Source organism: Streptomyces sp. NPDC048057, from assembly GCF_040653095.1.
Taxonomy (GTDB): Bacteria; Actinomycetota; Actinomycetes; order Streptomycetales; family Streptomycetaceae; genus Streptomyces.
The window spans coordinates 1-20,217 of record NZ_JBEZNF010000035.1 but is presented as its reverse complement, the minus strand read 5'-3'; the positions used below and the strand labels follow the sequence as shown (position 1 = coordinate 20,217).

Here is a 20,217-nt window from a genome sequence, read left to right as displayed (position 1 = left end):
CGCAGTTCCGCAGGGAAACGGCGGGGGCCACCAGGCCCGCAGGGGCCGGGGCACGCGGGCCCGTGCGTGGTCAGGCCGCAGCCCACCTCCAGAAGTCGCGGAGCACCCGCGGGGGCGTCGGGCCGGTCAAGGAGAGTTGGGTGAGGAGGATCGCGACCGTGGACCGTGACGGGACGGCGTGCGCGGACGTGCCCGTGCCGCCGATCCAGCCGTAGCGGCCGGGGGTGTTCCAGGGGTCTCGGCGCTCGACGTCCACCGAGCCGCCGCAGCCCCAGCCCTGGCCTTCCAGGAACAGCTCGCCCGCCGCGCGCTGCGCCGGGGTCAGGTGGTTCGTCGTCATCAGGCGGACGGACTCGGGGGTGAGCACGCCCGCGCCGTCAGCGAGCAGCATGCGGCTGAAGGCGTGGAGGTCGTCGGCGGTGGAGACCAGGCCGCCCGCGCCGGAGGGAAAGCCGGGCTCGTGGCTCCACAGGCCGGTCGGGGGGTCCCACTGCTCCGGCGGGCCGGACTCGGTCGGCCGGTAGAGGGTGGTGAAGCGGTCCAGGTCCGCGGGGCGCACGCTGAACGCGGTGTCGATCATGCCCAGCGGGGCGAACAGGCGCTCCGTCAGGAACTCCGGCAGGGGGCGGCCGGCCAGGCGGGCGATCAGGACGCCCTGGACATCCGACGTGGTGTTGTAGAGCCAGCGCTCCCCGGGCTGGGCCAGCATCGGGATGCGTGCCAGGTCCGCGAGCCACTCGTCGGGGGTGACGTCCGACGGCTCCGGGGGCTGTTGGCGCAGGTCGCTGAAGAGCGCCTGGACCGCCGGGAGCGAGAAGTCGGACGGGAAGCCGTAGCCGGCGCGGGCGGTGAGCAGGTCGAAGACGGTGATGGGGCGGGCGGCGGGGACGACGTCGTCGAGCGGGCTTCGGGGCGTACGGACCACGCGCGGCGCGGCCAGCTCCGGCAGCCACTCGCCGACCGGGTCGTGGAGTCCGACGCGGCCGTCCTCGACGAGCAGCAGCAGCGCCGCCGCGGTGATCGGCTTCGTCAGGGAGGCGACGCGGAAGAGCGAGCGCCGCTCCATCGGCGGGCCGTCGAACGCGGTGCGGCCCACCGCCGCGACCTCGACGTCGTCGCCGCGGGCGACCAGGGCCACCGCTCCCGGCAGGGACCCCGCATCGACGTGCGACGCCAGCAGGGCTTCCAGGCTCGTCATGCGTCTATCCCCTCTCGTCGTCTTCCTTCTCGTGGCTGAGGACGGAGGGCAGACCGCGCCGAGCGGCGGAACTCATCGTCGTCCCGTCGCCGTGCCCTTCACCGCGTCCAGCGCGTACACGCAGCGGTCCTTGCTGCACGCGTACACCACCCCGCCGCGCACCAGCGGGGAGCCGGTGATCTCGCCGCCGGTCGCGAGCTTCCAGCGCAGTTGGCCGCCGCCCGCGTCCAGGGTGTACAGCACGTGGTCCGCGGAGCCGAAGTGGACCCGGCCGTCGGCGACGACGGGGGCGCCGATGACCTCGCCGCCGGCGGCGAACCGCCACAGCGGGGTGCCGGTGACCGCGTCGAGGGTGTAGAGCGCGGAGCCGCTGCCCACGTGCACGTGGCCGGCCGTCACCAGCACCGGCTCGATGGACTGGCGGGCCTCGGTGGCGATCCGCCAGCGGTCCTTGCCGGTGGTGGCGTCCAGCGCGTAGACGGTGCCGAGGTAGTCGGCGAGGTACACCCCGCCGCCGGTGACGGCGGGCCCGGGGGCGTAGGCGGGCGGCGACAGGAAGACCGCGGGGGCCTCGAAGTGCCAGCGGACCAGGCCGTTCGCGATGTCGACGGCGAAGGCGCGGGTGCCGGCGCTGACGTACACGAAGCCGTCGCCGGCGGGGTGGACGCGGACGGGGACGCCTCCGCAGGAAGCGGCGTCGCCGACGGGGTACGACCAGCGTTCCGCGCCGGTGCGGGCCTCCAGGGCGCGCAGCCGGGCGTCCTTCCACACGTACACCGTGTCGCCGCTGATCACGGGCCCGGCTTCCGGGGTCTCGAAGTCGGTCTGGGCGCCGGTCAGCTCCCACAGCTTCTCGCCGTTGGACGCCTCCCACGCCTGGACGCCGCCGCCGCGGGTGCCGGTGAGCACGGTGCCGCGGTCGGTCGTGAGGGAGTACACCCAGGCATCGGTGCCGACGCGCCAGCGCTCCTGGCCGTCCGCGGCGTCCAGGGCGTAGAGGGTGGGGCCGTCGGAGGCGTGGATCCGGCCGCCGTCCACGGCCATCGTCCAGGCCACGTCGCGCGTCTTGAACTGGCGCCGGCCGGTGCCGATGTCGAGGGCGTGGACCTCGAAGGAGGTGACGTACAGCAGCCCGGCCTCGACGACGGGGGTGCCCCAGACCTCGTTGGACATCCGGAACCGCCAGGGCCGCCAGTGCGCGGGCGCCTCGGGCGCGGCCGGGGGCCGGGTGGGCGGCGGCGGGGCGGGCGGGCCCTGCGGCGGGGGCGGGGCGGTGCCGTTCAGCCCGGCGGGCGGGCGGATCCAGCCGGTGGCCGGGGGCGAGCCGGGCAGTGGGCCGCGCGCGTCGGAGAGCCGCAGCCCGGGGCCGATCGGCTCCCGTACGCCGGGGAGCTGCACGGACGCAGCGGCGGCGGGCGCGACGCCGTGGGTGCGGGGGTCGTGCGCGCTCTGCCGCGCCCACTCGGGGTCGCGCCGCGGCGGTACGGGCGAGGAGTTCGGCGGTTGCCAGGGCGCGGGCGGGGCCAGCGCCGCCTGCGTGCGGCCCCCGCCGCGGCGGGTCTCGATCATCGCCATCGCCCGGGTCGGCAGCCAGGCGGACGCCGTGCCGCCGTCGTCGCCGGAGGCGAAGAGGTGCGGTGCGAGCTGGGCCTGGAGGTCCTCGGGGGTGGGTCGGCGGGCGGCGTCGCCGCCCATGCAGGACTCGATCAGGGGCCGCAGCTCGTCGGGCAGCCCCTCCAGGTCCGGGCCCTCGCGCAGCAGCATGAAGACGGTCTCGACCGGGTTCGCGCCGTGGAAGGGGGCGTGGCCGGTGGCGGCGAAGACGAGGGTGGAGCCGAGGGAGAAGACGTCGCTGGCGCCGGTGACGCTGCGGGAGTCCCTGGCCTGCTCGGGCGACATGTAGGCGGGGGTGCCCACGGCGACGTTCGTCATGGTCAGCCGGGTGTTGGAGACCCCGGACGCAATGCCGAAGTCGATCACGCGCGGCCCGTCCTCGACGACGAGGACGTTGGACGGCTTCAGGTCGCGGTGGACGAGTCCGGCGCCGTGGATGGACTGCAGCGCCTCCGCGATGCCCGCGGCCAGCCAGCGCACGGCCTGGGCGGGCAGCGGCCCGCACTCGTTCACTATCTCTTCCAGCGAGGGCGCGGGGACGTACGCGGTGGCCAGCCACGGCACGTCGGCGCGCGGGTCGGCGTCGACCACGGCGGCGGTGTAGAAGCCGCTGACGGCCCGGGCCGCCTCCACCTCGCGGGTGAAGCGGACCCGGAAGAGCTGGTCCTCGGCGAGTTCGGTGCGCACGGTCTTGATCGCGACCCGGCGGCCGGATGCCGACCGGGCGAGGTACACCAGCCCCATGCCGCCCGCGCCGAGCCGGCCCAGCACCTCGAACGGACCGATCCGTCTCGGATCGTGCTGCGTCAGCTGTTCCATCCCTGCCACCTCCCCGTACGGGCCCCGGCTCCTTCAGGCCCGTATCCAAGCCCTGTGCGGCGTCTCACCGCCGAGCCCCACAGCGGTCGCGCACCCCGATTGTTCCTGTCCAGGGCGGCGGTTGCGAACCCGGGGGCGGATCGGGGTGTCTCACCCGGATTCGGGCACGCCGGGCACATCGGGGCGTCCACGGCCCGCTCCGGGACCCGTCCGGACACCGCACACCGTGTGCTGATTGTCCGGAAGTAGGGAGATTCATCCAGGGAAAACAGAGCGAGGGGGGACGGCGGCGCATCGATCGGCGCGGACGGCGCGGACGGCGGACGAAGAGCGGGCGGACGGCGCGAACCGGCGTGATCCTTGACGCAGAAATGGACGAAGGTCACCGCAGCGGGTGGCCGGGGACGCTCGGTGCACCCCATTTGCAGTCGGCCGAATCGCGCGCCGATCACCCCTCGGTAAGCTGACGGCATGACAGGACAAGTACGCACTGTCGACGGCCGAGTGGCCGGACGACGCGGCCAGGCGACGCGGCAGAAGCTGCTCGACTGCCTCAGCGAGATGCTCAGCTCCTCGCCGTACCGGGACGTCAAGGTGATCGACGTGGCCCGGAAGGCGGGCACTTCTCCCGCCACCTTCTATCAGTACTTTCCCGACGTCGAGGGCGCCGTTCTCGAAATCGCCGAGGAAATGGCCAAAGAAGGCGCGAGTCTGACCGAACTGGTATCCGGTCGCGCCTGGGTCGGCAAGTCCGCGTGGCAGACGGCGGAGGACCTCGTCGACGGCTTCCTGGACTTCTGGCGGCGCAACGACGCCATCCTGCGGGTCGTCGACCTCGGTGCCGCCGAGGGCGACAAGCGCTTCTACAAGATCCGCATGAAGATCCTGAACTCGGTCACCAACTCCCTCACGGACGCGATCAAGGAGCTCCAGGCCAAGGGCCGGGTCGACAAGGACGTCAGCCCCGCCGCGATCTCCGGTTCGCTGGTGGCGATGCTCGCCGCCGTCGCCTCGCACCAGAAGGGCTTCACCACCTGGGGCGTGAAGCAGGCCGAACTGCGACCGAACCTGGCGCTGTTGGTCCACCTCGGCATCACGGGCAAGAAGCCGCTGAAGTAGGGGCCCGACCCCGGCGCGCTCGCCCGCGCCGTACGTCGGGCCCCCAGGCCCCGCCCCCCTCCCCCCTCCTTTCCATCCGCTCTTCTCAGTCCGCGGTTCCCGGCTTCGCGCCCCAGATGTAGAGCGCGTCGTCGATGTCCAGCAGGTCCCACAGCGCCTTCGCGTCCGCGAGGCGCAGATTGATGCAGCCCGCCGACCCTCCACCGTCGTAGAGGTCGTCCAGCCTGCCGTGCAGCGCCTGTCCCCCGTCGAAGAACTGGGCGTACGGCATGGGCGCGTTGTCGTAGATCGTCGAGACGTGGTCGCGGCTGCGCCAGTAGATGGAGTGCCAGCCGAGCCTGGTCTCCTGGCTCTCCCGTCCGCTACGGATGGGCACCGGGTCGAAGACCACGTCCTTCTTCTTCTGCACCCACAGCAGTTGTCGGTCCAGGTCCACGCAGGTCACCCGGTAGTTCTTGACGGGGCACCTGCCGGCCGCGTTCGGGTTGGCGCGGGCCTTGACGGCGACCATGACGCGGTACGTGCCGAGGCTCGCGTACCCGTTCGCCGGGTCGACGGCGTTCTTCGTCTGGAAGTCGCGGATGGCGACGCAGTCCGCCTCCGACTGGACGCCGTCCACCGGCCGCTTCAGGAACTCCTCCATGGGCCGCTGGTACGGGCCCGTGCCGGCCGTGCAGGGCGCGGGGGCCGCGGCGGCGCCGGGCGCGGCGACCAGCGTGCCGGCGAGGGCGGCGGCGAGCGCCGTCGCGGCGAGTGCGGCGGTGGACCGCGCGGTGGGTATCCGGGTCGCCTCGTCCGAACCTTCGGCGGTCTTCCCTGTGGTGTTGCGTCGCATGCGGCACTCCGTCCTCGTGCGTACCCCCGGGTCACCCCCAGTCCAGAGGTACCAGCGCACGCCGGAACGCGCCGCCACGGAGGGCCGAAAAGGTGAGGGGCGCGGGCGCCCGTCTCCGGCGCGCCCGCACCCCTCGTCACCCCGTCAGGGGGTTTCCCGTGAGGAGGTTCCCCGTCGGGGGGCCCGCCTCACGGCAGGTCGTCAGCCCTTGCGCTGCTCGACGACCCCGCCGTGCTTGTGGCCCTTGCCCTTGCCGGGCTCGCCACGCTTGTTGGCGACCTCGACGCGGACGGGCTCGTCGGCGTTCTCGGCGGTGATGGTGAACGGACCGCTGACCGGGTTCTCCGGCAGGACGTACCCCTCGGGCACGGCCGTCTCCAGCACGTAGTACGTGCCGAGCGCGAGCTCGTCGAACGTGCAGTCGCCCTGCGCGTCCGTGGAGCAGCCGGGGCCGACGCGGGTGTCCGCCGGGGTGCCGTTCGACGGCCTGGTCTGGAGGCCGGGCACGTCGTTGGTCTCCTCCCACAGCTCGAACACCGCACCGGCGAGCGCCTTGCCGTTCTTGGCGTCCTTCTTGTGGACGTCGATCTCGCCCGTGGGCGGGGTCGGCGTCCTGGTGTTCTCGGCGGTGACCGTGGCGCCCTGCTGGGCGTTCTCCTCGGTCAGCTCGATCGGGAAGACCGGGTTCGCCGGGAGTTCGTACCCGTCGGGCGCCGCCGTCTCCTGCCAGTAGTACTGGCCAACCTCGACCGTGCGGGTGCAGCGGCCGTTGGAGCCGGTGGTGCAGGGAGTGCCCACGCGGGTGTCGGGGTCCGCACCGGTGGTCTGGAGACCGGGCACGCCGTTGGTCTCCTCCCACAGCTGGAACACCGCGCCCGGGAGCGTGGCACCGGAGATCGCGTCCTCCTTGACCACCGTCACGTCACCGGTGACCGCGGGGGTCTGGACGTTCTCGGCGGTGACGGTCACGCCGTCCGGGATGTCGTTCTCGGTGAGGACGATCGGGAACACCGGGTTCGCCGGCAGGTCATAGCCCGGCGGTGCCGTGATCTCGCGCCAGTAGTACGTACCGGCCACCACGTCACGCGAGCACTGGCCGTTCACCGCAGTGGTGCACGGCGGCGGAAGCTGCGTGTCCGGGTTCCCACCCGTGGTCTGGAGACCGGCCACACCGTTCGTCTCGTGCCACAGCTGGAAGACCGCGCCCGCGAGCGGGTCACCGGTCTCCGAGTCCACCTTCACCACCGTGACCGGCGCCTCACCAGGCGGAGTCGCGGTGTTCGCAGCATCGACACTCACACCCTGAGAAGCGTTCTGAGCAGTCAGCACCAGCGGACCGAAGACCGGGTTCGCCGGCAGGTCATAACCCGTCGGCGCATCAGTCTCCAGCCAGTAGTACGTACCGACCTCGACCGTGCGCGAGCACTCACCATCCGCCCCGGTGGTGCAGGAAGCACCCACCTGGGTGTCGGGGTCGGCTCCGGAGATCTGGAGACCCGGAACGCCGTTCGTCTCCTCCCACAGTTCGAAGGTGGCACCGGCGAGCGGAGCACCCGTCTCCGAGTCCTCCTTCACCACCGTCACGTCACCCCGAACCGGCGGTACCACCGTCGCGGTGTTCTCGGCGGTGACGGTCACGCCGTCCGGGATGTCGTTCTCGGTGAGGACGATCGGGAACACCGGGTTCGCCGGCAGGTCATAGCCCGGCGGCGCCGTGATCTCGCGCCAGTAGTACGTACCGGCCACCACGTCACGCGAGCACTGGCCGTTCACCGCAGTGGTGCACGGCGGCGGAAGCTGCGTGTCCGGGTTCCCACCCGTGGTCTGGAGACCGGCCACACCGTTCGTCTCGTGCCACAGCTGGAAGACCGCGCCCGCGAGCGGGTCACCGGTCTCCGAGTCCACCTTCACCACCGTGACCGGCGCCTCACCAGGCGGAGTCGCGGTGTTCTCGGCGGTGACGGTGACGCCCACGGGGGCGTTCGCCGGGGTCAGCACCAGCGGACCGAAGACCGGGTTCGCCGGCAGGTCATAACCCGTCGGCGCATCAGTCTCCAGCCAGTAGTACGTACCGACCTCGACCGTGCGCGAGCACTCACCATCCGCCCCGGTGGTGCAGGAAGCACCCACCTGGGTGTCGGGGTCGGCTCCGGAGATCTGGAGACCCGGAACGCCGTTCGTCTCCTCCCACAGCTCGAAGGTGGCACCGGCGAGCGGAGCACCCGTCTCCGAGTCCTCCTTCACCACCGTCACGTCACCGGTGACCACGGGGGTCTGGACGTTCTCGGCGACGACGGTCACGCCGTCCGCGGCGTTCTCGTCGGTGAGCACCAGCGGGCCGAAGACCGGGTTCGCCGGCAGGTCGTACCCGGGCGGCGCCGCCGTCTCCTGCCAGTAGTACTGGCCTTCCGGGACGGTGCGGGTGCACTCACCGGTCGCACCGGTGGTGCAGGGGGTGCCGACCGTGGTGTCGGGGTCGGCGCCGCCGGTCTGGAGACCGGGCACGCCGTTGGTCTCCTCCCAGAGCTGGAACACCGCGCCCGGCAACAGGGCGCCCGTGAGGGCGTCCTCCTTCACGACCGTCACGTCACCGCGGGCCGGCGGCGCCGGCACCTCGACGTTCTCCGCGGTCACCGACACCCCGTCCGGGATGTCGTTCTCGGTGAGGGTGAGCGGGAAGACCGGGTTCGCCGGCAGCTCGTAGCCGGGCGGCGGGGTGATCTCGCGCCAGTAGTACGTACCGGCGACCAGGTCGCGGCTGCACTGGCCGTCGGCGCCCGTGGTGCAGGTCGGCGGGAGCTGGGTGTCCGGGTTCGCGCCGGAGGTCTGGAGACCGGCCACGCCGTTCGTCTCGTGCCACAGCTGGAAGACCGCGCCGGCCAGCGGCGCGCCCGTCTCCGAGTCCACCTTGACAACGGTCACCGGGCCCTCGCCCGGCGGGACCGGGGTGCGGGTGTTGGTGGCGCTGACGCTCACTCCGGTCGAGGCGTTCTCCTCGGTCAGCGTGAGGGGGAAGACCGTGACCGCCGGCGGGTCGTAGCCGGGCGGTGCGGAGACCTCGCGCCAGTAGTAGGTGCCGACGGGCACGATCCGGGCGCACTCGCCGACCACGTCCGTGGTGCAGTCCGGCGGGAGCAGGGTGTCCGGGATGGCGCCGGAGGTCTGGAGACCCGGCTCGCCGTTGGTCTCGTGCCACAGCTCGAAGATGGCGCCGGGCAGCGGTTCGCCGGTCTCCGAGTCCGTCTTCTCCAGCGAGATCTCACCGGTGACCGTGGTGCGGCTGTTGTCCGCGGTGACGGTGACGCCGTCCGGGACGTCCTCGGCCGTCAGCACGATCGGGAAGACCGGGTTCGCCGGCAGGTCGTAGCCCGGTGGCGCGGCCGTCTCCTGCCAGTAGTACGTCCCCGGTTCCACGGTCCGCGAGCAGGTGCCGTCCGCGCCCGTGGTGCAGGGGTCGCCCACCTCCGAGTCGGGCGAGGCGCCCGTGGTCTGGAGGCCGGGGACGCCGTTGGTCTCCTCCCACAGCTGGAAGGTGGCGCCGGCCAGCGGGTCACCGGTGGCGGCGTCCTCCTTGACGACCCGCACCGGGGCGGTCGGAACCACCACGGAGCAGTCCGGCAGGTCGCCGTCGAAGGGGTACGCGTGGAACTCCTGGCCGCCGCCGGCGCCGACCACGCTGGTGTGCGTGATGTTGCCGGTGGAGAAGAAGCGGCCGTTGGTGCCCGGCAGGGTGACCGTGGTGTTCGACGCCTGGTTGCCGATCAGCACGCTGCCCTGGAACTGTCCGGTGCCGCGCAGGCCGACGGTGGTGGCGTCGGGGAAGTTCCACAGCAGCCGCTCGCGCAGCGCGTTGAGCGGGTCCGTGTCCGCGATGCCGCCGCTGTAGGTGTTGATGGTGCGGTTGGCGCCCAGGACGTTCACCAGGACCGTGGCGTTCGCCGGGATGTTGTTGAAGACCAGGCCCTGCTGGCCGCCGCTGGCGGTCTGCATGTCGAAGTCGACGTTGAAGACCTGGAGCGCGGAGGTGCCGTCACCGGTGAAGGTGGTCTGGCCGCCCTCGTTGACCGCGGTGCCGGTGGCCGGTCGGGTGCCGGTCTCGGTGCGCGCGTAGCACTGGCTGGCGCTGGTCAGCTCGTCCCGCAGCGCGGTGTAGGGGGCCGCGGCGTTGGGGTCCTGGATGACCGTGCCCTCGATGGTGCCGGTCGCGGTGCCCGCGTGGCGGACGTTGCCGCCGTCGGCGAGCAGTCGCTGTCCGGTGGCGACGGAGACGTTGCCGCCGGTGGTGAGGAAGTCGGTGCCGTCGTCCGGGGGCACGCGCGAACCGACGCCGACGATGCCGATGTTGTAGATCGCGCTGCCGCCGGCGGACTTGTTCTGGTCGAAGTTCCCGAGGACGACGACCTTGCCCTCGGCTTCCGCCGCGCGCTCGCGGACCAGGAAGTTTCCACCCGCGAAGATGTTGATGTTGTTGTCACGGCCGGCGATGGGGCCGTTGTTGATCGGCGGGTACGGGTCGGGGCAGTCGCCCGGCAGACAGGGGCCGAGGCCGCCGGGGAGCGGGGCGCGCAGCTGCGGGGCCCGGCTGGCGCTCTTGGCGCCCTTGCCCTTGCCGCCGGCGCGCTGGCCCTTCCCCTTCTTCCCGCCCTCGTCCTGGCCGGAGTCGGCCACGGTGACGGCCCGTACTCCTTGGCCGGGCGCGGCCACGGCGTTGGTCGCCATGCCCGGTGCGAGGGCGAACGCGGGTGCGGCAGCCGCCAGGACCGCACAGGCGAGGCCCGTGGTCCAGGAACGTTGTCGCAGCCGCGTGAGAACTGCTCTCATCACATCGACTTCTCTCGTTAGGTCTCGGGACTCCCGTTACGGATCCCCGCCCAAGGCTGGCGAGTCGACACATACGGATAGAAGCGACACTCCCGGACAAGGCGAACACTGATTCTGATAATCACCCGCGCGTCGGTACGTGGTGGGGCGCGCCGGATATTCGCTGGCGCTATCGCCCGGCAGGAGGCAGAGTCGCGCGCGGACGCGCCGACCGCATTCACACGTAGCCCAGCCACGCACTCGAACAGGGACGACGCCCGATGCCCCACCCCTCGGCCCTCGATGCCGACGCCGTACGACGACTGCTCAGCCTCGAATCTCCGCCCGTGCTCCCCGTGCGACGTGTCGCCGAGGGGAGCGAGCACGTGACGTGGACGATCGGCCGGGACCGGGTGCTGCGGATGGCGGTCGACGAGGAGACCTCCGAGCGCCAGCGGCGGGAGGTGCGGCTGCGGGACGCGCTGCGGGAGCACCTGCCGGTGGCGGTGCCGCGGAGCCTGGCGTCCGGGGAGTGGGCGCCCGGGCTCGCGTACACCGTGGACGGCCTGCTGCCGGGGCTCTCCGCGGAGCGGCGTACGGTGTCGGGCACGGGCGAGCAGGACCTGTCGGGGCTGCTGGCGGGCCTGCGTTCGTACGACGCGGACAGCGCCGGAGAGGACGGGCTCGGGCTGCCGTCGGAGCCGTGGCGCGACCTCGCGGGACTCACGGCGCGGGCCCAGGTCGCGGCCCGCCAGCTCGCCGCGGACCGGGAGTTCGACCCCACCCTCGTGGAGCGCCGGCTGCACACCCCGCCCGACCCGGAGCCGTCCGCCGTCCTCCTCCACAACGATCTGAAGGGCGAGCACCTGCTGGTCGACGAGGACGGCGCGCTGACCGGCGTACTGGACTGGACGGACGCGGCGCTGGGCGACCCGGCCGAGGACGTCGCCGGGCTCGCGCTCTCCGTGGGCGCCTCCGCCGCGGTCCGCGCCGCCGCGCTCGCCTCGTACGGGCCGCAGGTGTGCCTGCGCGGACTGTGGCTGGCGCGCTGCGACACCCTGCTGAACCTCGCGGACGCGCTGTACGGGCAGGACGACAGCCCGATCCCGCTGCTGCGCAGCCAGCGCGGGCGCGCCTGGCAACTGACGCCGCTGGACCTGTGAAGAAGGGCCGCAGGGGACGGACGCCCCCGCGGCCCCCTGCTCAGCGGCGGATCGCGGCCGGCAGCCTGACGTGCGTGATCTTCGTGTTCAGTCCGCTGTCGCGCAGCCGGCCGTTCTCGTCGAACGCCTCGGGGCCGTCCGTCATCCCGAAGTCGTTGTCGTTGATGACCGCGAGGGTGTCACGCCCGACCAGGGCGATGCCCTCGACCTTGCCGGGCACCCCGGGGACCTTGCCGAGGTCGACGACGAGACGCTTCTCCAGGACGTCGACCCCGGCGCCGGCCAGGTCCTCGGTCTGCTCGTAACTGGGCGACGTCTGCACGTCGTCCCAGCGACTGTCGAGGATGCCCTCGTCGCGCGGCAGCACCACCCGGTGCAGCCGGGCGGTGCGGTCGGTGCGCTCCTGCACCAGGACGGTGTTCGCGTCCACCGGGACCAGCGCGGACACCTTCAGCTCCGACTGGTCGGCCTCCGCCGGATCCACGACGTTCACCGGGTCGACCCGGTAGGCGTACTCCCCCGTCACCTCGCCCTCCTCGGGCGAGAACCGCAGCAGCCGCAGGTTCCTGGACGCCTCGCCGGCGGCCTTGTCGGGCACCAGCAGCGGGCTCTGCACGGCGATCACCAGATCGCCGCCGGGCAGCACGGTCAGCGCTTCGAAGCCGCGGTTCTGCTTGCGGTTCAGCAGGATCGACGGCAGCGCCTCGACGACGGGGTAGTCGGCGCCCTGGAGCTTCAGGCCCTCGGGCACGTAGCGGGCGAGCACCTGGCCGCTGGCGGAGAGGTGGACCAGCGAGGGGCTGTACTCGTCGACCACCCAGAACGTGCCGTCGGCGGCCCGGGCCAGGCCCTCGGCGTCGAGCCCGTTCGGGTTCGTCTCCAGCGGGGTGCGCGCGTCGTAGCTGAACGGCGCTTCGTCCCGGGCGAGTTGGTTCGGCAGACCGGTCACCGGCTTGCCGGAGCGGGTGGTGATCGGGACGGCGTCGAGCACCCGGAGCCGGGCTCCGTCGGCCTTCACCCGGACGATCGCCGGGCTGAACCCGGGCACGGCGAACGTCCGGCGCTTCTTGCCGTCCACCGTGATCAGGCCGTTGGGGCCGCGGTCGGTGAGCGCCCAGAACTCGCCGGGCCGGTCGGCCGGGTAGAGGTCGCTGCCGACGCCGAGGTGCACGCCGCGGTCGTTGTCGACCGAGCCGGGGAACAGTCCGTTGCTGAAGTCGGCGAGGGGTATCTCGTCCAACACGGCCGAGGCGGTGACCACGGGGCCCCGGGCCTGCTTCGGGGCGTCGCCGCCGGGCCGGTCGTCGGTGGCGGTCGCGGTGAAGGCGACGCCGCCGACGAGGGCGAGCGGCAGGGCGACGGTGAGCGTGACGCGCAGCGGGCGCGACAGGCGCGAACGCGAACGGGCTTGCGCACGGGCGGGGTTACGGGGGGACATCGGGCCTCCTGGTGGGGGACAGGAACCGAGCGGTCGGCCGGCGGTGGGCGCCGGCCCCGCGTGGATCACCGACTCTGCCGCACGCTCCCGGCCCGCGGGCGGGGTTCCCTCCCTTAAGGCCGAACCTCACCCCCGCGCCAGCGGTTCCATCAAGAGTTCACCCGGGTTTCACCCGGAATACCGAGGCCGCCGAAACCACTTCAACGCCGTTCTGGCTGAAATGCATATGACATGCGTGCGAGGTCGGTGCTCAACCCGTCGCGCGGGCCAGAGCGCGGTGCTCCGTCGGACGGAGCCCCATGGTCCGCTTGAACGCCACGCTCAGCGCGTACGCGTTGGCGTACCCCACCTTGCGGGAGACCGCGGCCACGGTCTCGTCGGTCTCCGCGAGCAGGTCCGCGGCCCAGCAGATGCGCCAGTCCGTCAGGTACGCCATCGGCGGCTGCCCCACCAGGTCCGAGAACCGCCGGGCGAACCGCGCCCGCGACAGCCCCACCTCGGCGGCGAGCCCGGCGACCGTCCACGCGCGGGCCGGATCGCCGTGGATCAGCTTGAGCGCCCGCCCCACCACCGGGTCCCGGTACGCCCGGTACCAGGCGGGTGCGTGGGCGTGCGGCAGCTCGAACCAGTCCCGCAGCGCCGAGACGAGCAACAGGTCCAGCAGCCGGTCCAGGACCACCTGGCGCCCGAGCACGTCCCGCCCGACCTCCCGCTGGATCATGTCGAGCGCCGGGCACCCCTCGGGCGGCAGCGGCACGCGGGCGATCGGCGGCAGCACGCTCAGCACCCGCTGCGAGACGCTGCCGTGCAGTTGGTACGTCCCCTTCAGCAGGACGACGCCGGTTTCCTCCTGCGACTCCAGCGGGCACATCGGCAGGTCGCCGCCGAGGACCAGCGCGCCCTCGGGGGTCGTGCACCGGTGGTCGTCACGGATGAACGCACGCGGCGCGGTGTCGGGCGAGTCGGCGACGGTGTACGGCGCGGGGCCGACGACGATCGCCACGTCGCCGTGGCGCAGCGGCACCGGCTCCACCCCGTCCCGCACCACCCAGCCGTCCCCCCGGAGCATCGTCAGCAGCGCCAGCGGCGTCCCTTCGAGGAACTGGAGCGACCAGGGCGGCATGACCACGGACTGGTCGAAGAGGGCACCCCGGGGCCGGACGTCTTGGAGCAGGCTCGACAACGCGTCTTCCATGCCCCGGATCGTACGGCCGCGGCGGGCAGGCGGGCGAGACGATCAGACATCGAAGCGAGAGGAGCAACCATCGCACGTGCCGCACGGCGCCGCTGTACTGGTGTGCATGACGACAACGACACGCAACGCCTCCACCGCTTCCTCCTCCGCCGCTGACTTCGGGACCGTGCTGGTGCTCGGCGGCACCGGCAAGACCGGCCGCCGGGTCGCCGAAGAGCTGCGCAGCCGCGGCTTCACCACGGCCGCGGCCTCCCGCTCCGGAGCGGTCCGCTTCGACTGGGCCGACCGCTCCACCTGGGAACCGGCCCTCACCGGCGCCCGTTCGGTGTACGTCGTGGACTCCCAGGGCCCGGACGTGGGCGAGGAGGTACGGGACTTCGCCGCGCTCGCCGCGCGCCTGGGCGTGGAGCGGCTGGTGCTGCTCTCCGCCCGCGCCTGGGCCGAGATCGACGAGAACGGCCCCTTCGCCGCCCCCGAACACGCGGTCCGCGGCTCCGGCCTCGCGTGGACGGTCCTGCGCCCGACCTGGTTCGCGGAGAACTTCACCGAGCTGGACGACTTCGCCCCGCTGCTGGCCACCGGCGAGCTGCGGCTGCCGACGGGCACGGGCCGGGAGGCGTTCATCGTCCTCCAGGACCTGGTGGACGTGGCCGTCGCCGCGCTGACGGAGGACGGCCACGCGGGCCGTACGTACGTCCTGTCCGGCGCGCGCTCGCTGACCTTCGCCGACGCGGTCGCGGAGATCGCGGAGGCGTCCGGCCGCACCTTGCGCTTCACGCCGTTGGACGAGCAGGAGTACCGCGCGGGAGCGGCTGCGGCCGGGTACCCCGACGAGGTCACCGACGCGATGGTGCGGATCTACCACCACATCCGCGACGAGGTCGGCCCGGACGTGACGGACGGCGTCCGGCAGGCGCTGGGGCGCGAGCCGCGGGACTTCTCGGAGTACGTCAGGGCCACGGACTTCTCCGCTGCCGCGCCTACGGCTTGAAAGCGCCCGCCGCGACGCGCCGCTGAGCCCAGTCCGACCGGGTGAGCACGTACTCGACCTCACCGTGCTCGGAGCCCTCGATCGCCTCCGGCCACTCCCCGGTGAAGCTGCGCAGGAGGGACAGCCCGGCCTTCTCCATCACCCGCCGGGACCGGGTGTTGACCGCCATGGTGTTCGCGGTGACCACGTCGACGCCGAGGTCGGTGAAGCCCTTGTCGACCAGGGCCCGCGCGCCCTCCGTGGCGTACCCCTTGCCCCAGGCCGAGGCGTGCAGCCGGTAGCCGAGTTCGACGACGGCGGCGATGTCGTCGGCGACGGGCCGGAACTCGAACCAGCCGAGGAACGCGCCGCCCGCCTTCTCCTCGGCGGCCCAGTACCCGCGGGTGCCGGTGCAGGGGTGGTCGTGGAGGACCCGCGGCAGCACCCGCGTGCGGACCGTCTCCCGGCTGGTCGGCTTGCCGCCGCTGAGGTAGCGCATCACCTCGGGGTCGCCGTCCAGGTCGAAGAGGCGGTCGGCGTCGTCGGCGGTGAACGGTCGCAGGGCGAGCCGGGCGGTCTCCAGGAAGACGGGCATCCTTCGATTCTCGCCGTCGGCTTCGGGGCCGGCCAGCGGGTTTCCGTCGGCGTCGCCGTCAGACGGTGGGGAGGACCGCCGCAGTGGGTATGGCGGCGTCCTCGCCGTCCAGCCAGATCCGCTGCCCGTCCGGGGTGATCGTGATCCCGTACCGGTCCCGCGCGGGCCGTCCGCGCAGGGCCCAGTCCCCGTAGGCGGTCTCGACCGTCTCCCACAGCCGGCGCGGCCCGTACTGCTCGACGGCGTACGCGTCGCGCCCCGGGACGTAGTCGACGGAGGCCCAGGACCGGCGGTCGTCGGCGAGGATCCACAGCGTGGACTCGCGGCTGCCGTCGTCCGCGTCCACCAGCGCGTACCAGGCGTCCGGCAGGGCCAGCCCGATGTGGAACAGCGCGTCCGAACTGCCCAGGACCTCCTGCGGGTCGAGGGTCGTCCGCGTCTCCTCCGCCTGCTCGACGTGGTGGACGAAGTCGGACAGGTAGCCCCGGTGGGGCCGGCCGTTGCGCGACCGCATGAACGCCGGGTACCCGTGGAACCGTCCGCGCCCCACGCCGTCGCCCACGTCCAGCACGGCGTAACTGGCGTGGAAGAAGCTCCCGCCCCACGGCGCGACGATCCGGCCGGCGGGCACCTGCTCGATCCACGCGTACGGGATGCGGGGCACGGTGTACGTGGCCACCAGCCGGTCGTACGGCGCGCTGTCGGGCCACCCGCGGTCGGCGTCCGCGCACACGATCGCCGGACAGTACCCCGCCAACGCGCAGTTGCGGACGGCCTGTTGCACGAGCCCGGGGTCCACGTCGACGGACACGACGTTCTCCGACCCCAGCCGGTGCGCGAGCCAGGCCGCGTTGTACCCCGTCCCGGCCCCCGCTTCGAGGACCCGGTGGCCGGGCGCGGCCTGGAGGAGCCGGAGCATGTCCAGCATCACCGACGGCATCGAACTGGACGACGTCGGCAGCAGGTACGCGCCCTGCGGCGCCTCCCGGCCGTCGTTGTACTGCGTGGTGAGCGGCAGGTCCCCGTACGCGTACCGCAGCCACCGGTCGGGCGCACGGCTGCGGGACACCACGCGCCCCCTGGCCTCGAACGTGTCCGGCAGGAACAACTCCCGCGGCACGGCGGCGACCGTCTCCCGCCACTCCGCGGGCACCGCGCCCTTGTTGACCAGGATCTCGACCAACCGCTCCGGTGACGTCACGTCAGCGTGTCACTCCTCGTCGGGCTGCGCCGGCGGAATCGGCCGCTCCCACTGCCCGTCGGACTCCCGCGGCGCCTGCTGCTGGTCCCCGTCCGAGCCGCCCTTGCCGTCCCCGTGCTTCCCCATGGTCCACCTCCGTGCGATCCGCCGCCTGCCCGTAGGCTCCCGCACCGCCGGCACGTCCGGCAGGCGTCTTCCGGCCGAGCGCGCGGCGCGTTGTGGCACGCCCGGCGTGGATCTCGGGCCGCGGTCCCCCCAGTGAGCCCCGCCGCGGGCGAGTCGAAGACCACGTCCGGGGACTCGTAGTCGGCGTGCGCAGGTCCACCACGTCGCAGGCCCGCAGCCGTCACGACTCGCTCGGTCCCCCCGGGCGGACGGGGCTGCCGGGACGCACGGACGGGTCCGCGCGGGCAAAGGTGGCGGCCAGCGAGTGGTGGACCTCGCGGTAGGTGCTCGGCGTCGTACCGGTGAAGCGCTGGAAGTGGTGGCGCAGGCTCGCGGCGGTACCGAAACCCGTCCTTGCCGCGATCACCTCGACCGTGTCGACCCCCTCCTCCAACATGCCCATGGCCCGCAGCAGCCGGGCCGTCAGCAAGTACTGGACGGGGGTGAGCCCGGTGTGGTCGCGAAACCGCCGGTTGAGGGTGCGGACGCTGACCCCGGCGTGGGCGGCGATGTCAGCGAGGGTCAGCGGTCGATGGAGGCTGGTCTCCAGCCACTGGAGCGTCGGCCCGATGCCGCTGTCGGCGGCGGCTGTTGCCCGTTCGATGCGCTGGTGGGCGGCCAGCGCGTCCTGGTGCAACGGCAACACGATCATCCTCGCGGTCAGGGCGGCGGCGAGGAGACCGAAGTCGTCATTGACGAGGTGCAGACAGACGTCCATGCCGCCGAGGGTGCCGCCGGAGCTGTAGAAGGGCGGGTCCTCGACCACGGCGGCGCCCGCATCGACCTCGACGCGCGGATGGCGGTGGGCCAATTCCTCCGTGTACGCCCAGCCGGTGGTGACCCTGCGACCATCGAGCAGGCCCGTCGCGGCGACGGTGAAGGAGCCCGTCCCGACCGTGACGATCCGGCTCCCGCGGCCCGCAGCGTCACGCAACGCACCGGCTACCTCCGAAGGAGGAGCTTCGCGGAATCCGTCATGCCCGGGGACGATGACGACGTCCGCTCCGGCGAGCCCGTCCAGGCCGTGGGGCGCAGTGATCCCGAAACCGGCCGGGCCACCAGTGCCTCGAAGGCCGGGAGCGGCACAAAGTCGCAGTTCATAGGCGGCTTGGGGGTAATGGCGGGAGGCTGCCGTGAACCCCTCGGTGAGGGTCGTGAGCTGGTATCCGCAGACCCCGTCAAAGGCGAGCAGGGCGATCACTGGCATGGCAGGAATCTAGCCCACGGTGGCAACGGGAGCGCTGTGCGGGGGCGGTCCGTCATCACAGGATGTGATCAGCGGCGCCGGGGACCGAAGGATCGCCCGGCGGCCAGCATCGGACGCACCACACCCATGACCGCAGGGACATCCCTGTGCCCACCGTCCGGCCCGGACACGGAAGGGCGCACCTGCGCACCAGGGGGTGGGGTGGCCGGACCGGGGCCGGGGCGGCGACCGGGGCCGTGACCGACGCGTCCACCCGCTGAACCACCCAACGACCGACCGAGGAGGAAACCCATGACATCGAGGAAGCCCGACGGGGAACCGAAGGGGACGCACCGCCTGCCGTACTCGCTACTGATGACGGCGACGGCAGTGGTGGCGGCCCTCTGCACGGCGGCCCCGGCCGTCGCCGCGGGACCACCGGTTCCCACGGCGCCCGTCGCCACCTCATCCGCGTCCGCCGCGGGCGGCGAGGCCGGCGGGACCGGTACGAGCAAGTCCGGTGATCGCGAGGTGATCGCCGGACTGGAGCGGCACGCACACCCGCTCCGCACGACCGAGCCGGGCGGCTCCGGCCAGGACCTGGCCGCACTGAGCCGGATGGTCCGCGGAGCGACCATCGTCGGCGTCGGTGAGGCCACCCACGGCTCGAAGGAACTGTTCGCGCTGAAGGACCGGCTGTTCCGGCATCTCGTTGCCACCCGGGGATTCACCACCTTCGGGATGGAGGCAAGTTGGTCGTCCGGGGTCCGGCTCGACCGGTGGGTGACTTCCGGCGAAGGCGATCTGCGGCAGATCATGCGGGAGGAGTTCCAAGGGGGATACGGAATCTGGAACAACGGCGAATTCCTGCGGCTGTTCTCCTGGATGCGCGAGTACAACCGGAACACCCCGGATCGGCCGCTGCGGATCATGGGCAACGACGTCAACGACGTCGGCCCGGAGCAGTACGAGCGGATCCTCGACCGCGCTGGCGAGGACCATCCGGAGCTGTTGCCTGAACTGCGGCAGCGGTACGCGGGACTGCGCGCCCTGCCGAAGAGCGTGGCCGAGCGCGAAGAGGCCATGGCGACGAAACCGCTCGCCGAGCGCCGCCAGTTCGCTACCGATGCCAAGGGCGCGTACGAGTTGCTGAAGCGTGCCCCGGGGGTGGACTCCTGGCTGCTCCAAGAGGCACGGGCCGTCTCCCAGGTGTCGAGCCTTCTTGCCTTCGACTTCGGCGACGAAGCCCAGCAGGCCCCCATGAACAGGCAGCGCGATCGGGCCATGGCCGAGAACACCGTCTGGTGGCAGCGGCACATCGGAGGCAAGGTGCTGGTCTCCGCGCACAACGCCCACCTCGGGTACACGTCCCCCGACCCGACCACCCACCCGGTCGTCCAGGGTGCGGATCTGCGAGAACTGGTCGGGCGCGACTACGTCTCCATCGGCACCGCCATCCACAGCGGCCGGTACCGGGCCACGGACATGAGGACGGGCCAGCGGGGTGTCTTCGACACGGGCCCGGCCGCGCCCGGCAGCAATGAGCACCTGCTCGACCGGGTGAGCCACCACGACTACTACGTGGACCTGCGCACGGCACGCCGCGATCCGGTGCTGAACCGTTGGCTGTCGAGGGACCGGCCGACCTTCGTCGTCCCTGCGGGATATCCCAACGAGACGTCGCAGGTGGCGCTCGGGGCCACGTTCGACGTGCTGGTGCATCTACACCGGGTGGAGGAGAACACAGAGGTCCCGGGGAACGCTGCCACGCCGTAGCCGGATCTCAAGGAAGGCTCACGGGAAAGCCTTTGGCCCCGGCCGGTGCTTCCGTTCTAGTGGTCGTTGCAACACCTCAGCTCAAGGGGTGCGATGGACTTCAGGATCCGGGAGAACCGGCAGGCTCAGGGGCCCAAGGCCCT

13 protein-coding genes are annotated in these 20,217 nt (G+C 72.4%); 4 read left to right on the top strand and 9 right to left on the bottom strand.

What is annotated here, in order from left to right:
• Window positions 1-70 precede the first annotated feature (70 nt).
• Together AB0E05_RS31660 and AB0E05_RS31655 are read right to left on the bottom strand one after the other, a co-directional pair.
• Complete coding sequence (locus tag AB0E05_RS31660) at window positions 71-1,198, bottom strand: serine hydrolase domain-containing protein (RefSeq protein WP_361970115.1); 1,128 nt, start codon at window positions 1,196-1,198, stop codon at window positions 71-73.
• A 72-nt stretch (window positions 1,199-1,270) separates the two neighbouring features.
• Window positions 1,271-3,631 (bottom strand): PQQ-binding-like beta-propeller repeat protein, encoded by a 2,361-nt coding sequence (locus AB0E05_RS31655; protein ID WP_361970112.1) that lies wholly within the window; start codon window positions 3,629-3,631, stop codon window positions 1,271-1,273.
• Window positions 3,632-4,102: 471 nt separating this feature from the next.
• Between AB0E05_RS31655 and AB0E05_RS31650 the strand changes: the two genes are divergently transcribed.
• Window positions 4,103-4,750 carry a TetR family transcriptional regulator gene (locus AB0E05_RS31650; RefSeq protein WP_361970109.1) on the top strand — a complete coding sequence of 216 codons (648 nt, stop codon included), beginning with the start codon at window positions 4,103-4,105 and terminating at the stop codon, window positions 4,748-4,750.
• 85 nt (window positions 4,751-4,835) lie between these two features.
• On the opposite strand, the gene AB0E05_RS31645 is transcribed toward AB0E05_RS31650, so the two are convergent.
• Together AB0E05_RS31645 and AB0E05_RS31640 are read right to left on the bottom strand one after the other, a co-directional pair.
• On the bottom strand, window positions 4,836-5,585 hold the full coding sequence (locus AB0E05_RS31645) for a L,D-transpeptidase (RefSeq protein WP_361970106.1): 750 nt from the start codon (window positions 5,583-5,585) through the stop codon (window positions 4,836-4,838).
• Window positions 5,586-5,786: 201 nt separating this feature from the next.
• Complete coding sequence (locus tag AB0E05_RS31640) at window positions 5,787-10,406, bottom strand: SpaA isopeptide-forming pilin-related protein (RefSeq protein WP_361970104.1); 4,620 nt, start codon at window positions 10,404-10,406, stop codon at window positions 5,787-5,789.
• A gap of 260 nt (window positions 10,407-10,666) precedes the next feature.
• Here AB0E05_RS31640 and AB0E05_RS31635 point away from each other — a divergent pair, with 260 nt between their 5' ends.
• The gene (locus AB0E05_RS31635; RefSeq protein ID WP_361970101.1) at window positions 10,667-11,548 is read left to right on the top strand and encodes an aminoglycoside phosphotransferase family protein; all 882 of its coding nucleotides are present in this window, start codon (window positions 10,667-10,669) and stop codon (window positions 11,546-11,548) included.
• Window positions 11,549-11,588: 40 nt separating this feature from the next.
• Here the strand turns inward: AB0E05_RS31635 and AB0E05_RS31630 are convergent, their stop codons facing one another.
• Together AB0E05_RS31630 and AB0E05_RS31625 are read right to left on the bottom strand one after the other, a co-directional pair.
• Window positions 11,589-12,986, bottom strand: coding sequence for an esterase-like activity of phytase family protein (locus tag AB0E05_RS31630; RefSeq protein ID WP_361970098.1), 1,398 nt, complete (start codon window positions 12,984-12,986; stop codon window positions 11,589-11,591).
• A gap of 250 nt (window positions 12,987-13,236) precedes the next feature.
• On the bottom strand, window positions 13,237-14,181 hold the full coding sequence (locus AB0E05_RS31625) for an AraC family transcriptional regulator (RefSeq protein WP_361970096.1): 945 nt from the start codon (window positions 14,179-14,181) through the stop codon (window positions 13,237-13,239).
• 106 nt (window positions 14,182-14,287) lie between these two features.
• On the opposite strand from AB0E05_RS31625, the gene AB0E05_RS31620 reads away from it, so the two are divergent.
• On the top strand, window positions 14,288-15,172 hold the full coding sequence (locus tag AB0E05_RS31620) for an NAD(P)H-binding protein (protein WP_361970093.1): 885 nt from the start codon (window positions 14,288-14,290) through the stop codon (window positions 15,170-15,172).
• On the opposite strand, the gene AB0E05_RS31615 is transcribed toward AB0E05_RS31620, so the two are convergent.
• The 3 genes from AB0E05_RS31615 to AB0E05_RS31605 all read right to left on the bottom strand — a co-directional run bounded on the left by AB0E05_RS31615 (window position 15,162) and on the right by AB0E05_RS31605 (window position 18,319).
• A complete protein-coding gene (locus AB0E05_RS31615; protein WP_361970090.1) occupies window positions 15,162-15,746 on the bottom strand; it encodes a GNAT family N-acetyltransferase in 585 nt (194 codons plus the stop codon). The genes AB0E05_RS31620 and AB0E05_RS31615 overlap by 11 nt on opposite strands.
• A 58-nt stretch (window positions 15,747-15,804) precedes the next feature.
• Window positions 15,805-16,947, bottom strand: coding sequence for a methyltransferase domain-containing protein (locus AB0E05_RS31610; RefSeq protein WP_361970087.1), 1,143 nt, complete (start codon window positions 16,945-16,947; stop codon window positions 15,805-15,807).
• A 346-nt stretch (window positions 16,948-17,293) separates the two neighbouring features.
• Window positions 17,294-18,319: a helix-turn-helix domain-containing protein gene (locus AB0E05_RS31605; RefSeq protein WP_361970084.1), complete on the bottom strand. Its 1,026-nt coding sequence runs from the start codon at window positions 18,317-18,319 to the stop codon at window positions 17,294-17,296.
• 291 nt (window positions 18,320-18,610) lie between these two features.
• Here AB0E05_RS31605 and AB0E05_RS31600 point away from each other — a divergent pair, with 291 nt between their 5' ends.
• Window positions 18,611-20,074, top strand: a complete 1,464-nt coding sequence (locus tag AB0E05_RS31600) for an erythromycin esterase family protein (protein ID WP_361970081.1) — start codon at window positions 18,611-18,613, stop codon at window positions 20,072-20,074.
• Window positions 20,075-20,217 lie beyond the last annotated feature (143 nt).

Bases quoted from the DNA above. Each gene is read 5' to 3' on its own strand.
- AB0E05_RS31660 (WP_361970115.1), bottom strand. From the start codon at position 1,198: ATGACGAGCCTGGAAGCCCTGCTGGCGTCGCACGTCGATGCGGGGTCC.
- AB0E05_RS31655 (WP_361970112.1), bottom strand. From the start codon at position 3,631: ATGGAACAGCTGACGCAGCACGATCCGAGACGGATCGGTCCGTTCGAG.
- AB0E05_RS31650 (WP_361970109.1), top strand. From the start codon at position 4,103: ATGACAGGACAAGTACGCACTGTCGACGGCCGAGTGGCCGGACGACGC.
- AB0E05_RS31645 (WP_361970106.1), bottom strand. From the start codon at position 5,585: ATGCGACGCAACACCACAGGGAAGACCGCCGAAGGTTCGGACGAGGCG.
- AB0E05_RS31640 (WP_361970104.1), bottom strand. From the start codon at position 10,406: ATGAGAGCAGTTCTCACGCGGCTGCGACAACGTTCCTGGACCACGGGC.
- AB0E05_RS31635 (WP_361970101.1), top strand. From the start codon at position 10,667: ATGCCCCACCCCTCGGCCCTCGATGCCGACGCCGTACGACGACTGCTC.
- AB0E05_RS31630 (WP_361970098.1), bottom strand. From the start codon at position 12,986: ATGTCCCCCCGTAACCCCGCCCGTGCGCAAGCCCGTTCGCGTTCGCGC.
- AB0E05_RS31625 (WP_361970096.1), bottom strand. From the start codon at position 14,181: ATGGAAGACGCGTTGTCGAGCCTGCTCCAAGACGTCCGGCCCCGGGGT.
- AB0E05_RS31620 (WP_361970093.1), top strand. From the start codon at position 14,288: ATGACGACAACGACACGCAACGCCTCCACCGCTTCCTCCTCCGCCGCT.
- AB0E05_RS31615 (WP_361970090.1), bottom strand. From the start codon at position 15,746: ATGCCCGTCTTCCTGGAGACCGCCCGGCTCGCCCTGCGACCGTTCACC.
- AB0E05_RS31605 (WP_361970084.1), bottom strand. From the start codon at position 18,319: ATGCCAGTGATCGCCCTGCTCGCCTTTGACGGGGTCTGCGGATACCAG.
- AB0E05_RS31600 (WP_361970081.1), top strand. From the start codon at position 18,611: ATGACATCGAGGAAGCCCGACGGGGAACCGAAGGGGACGCACCGCCTG.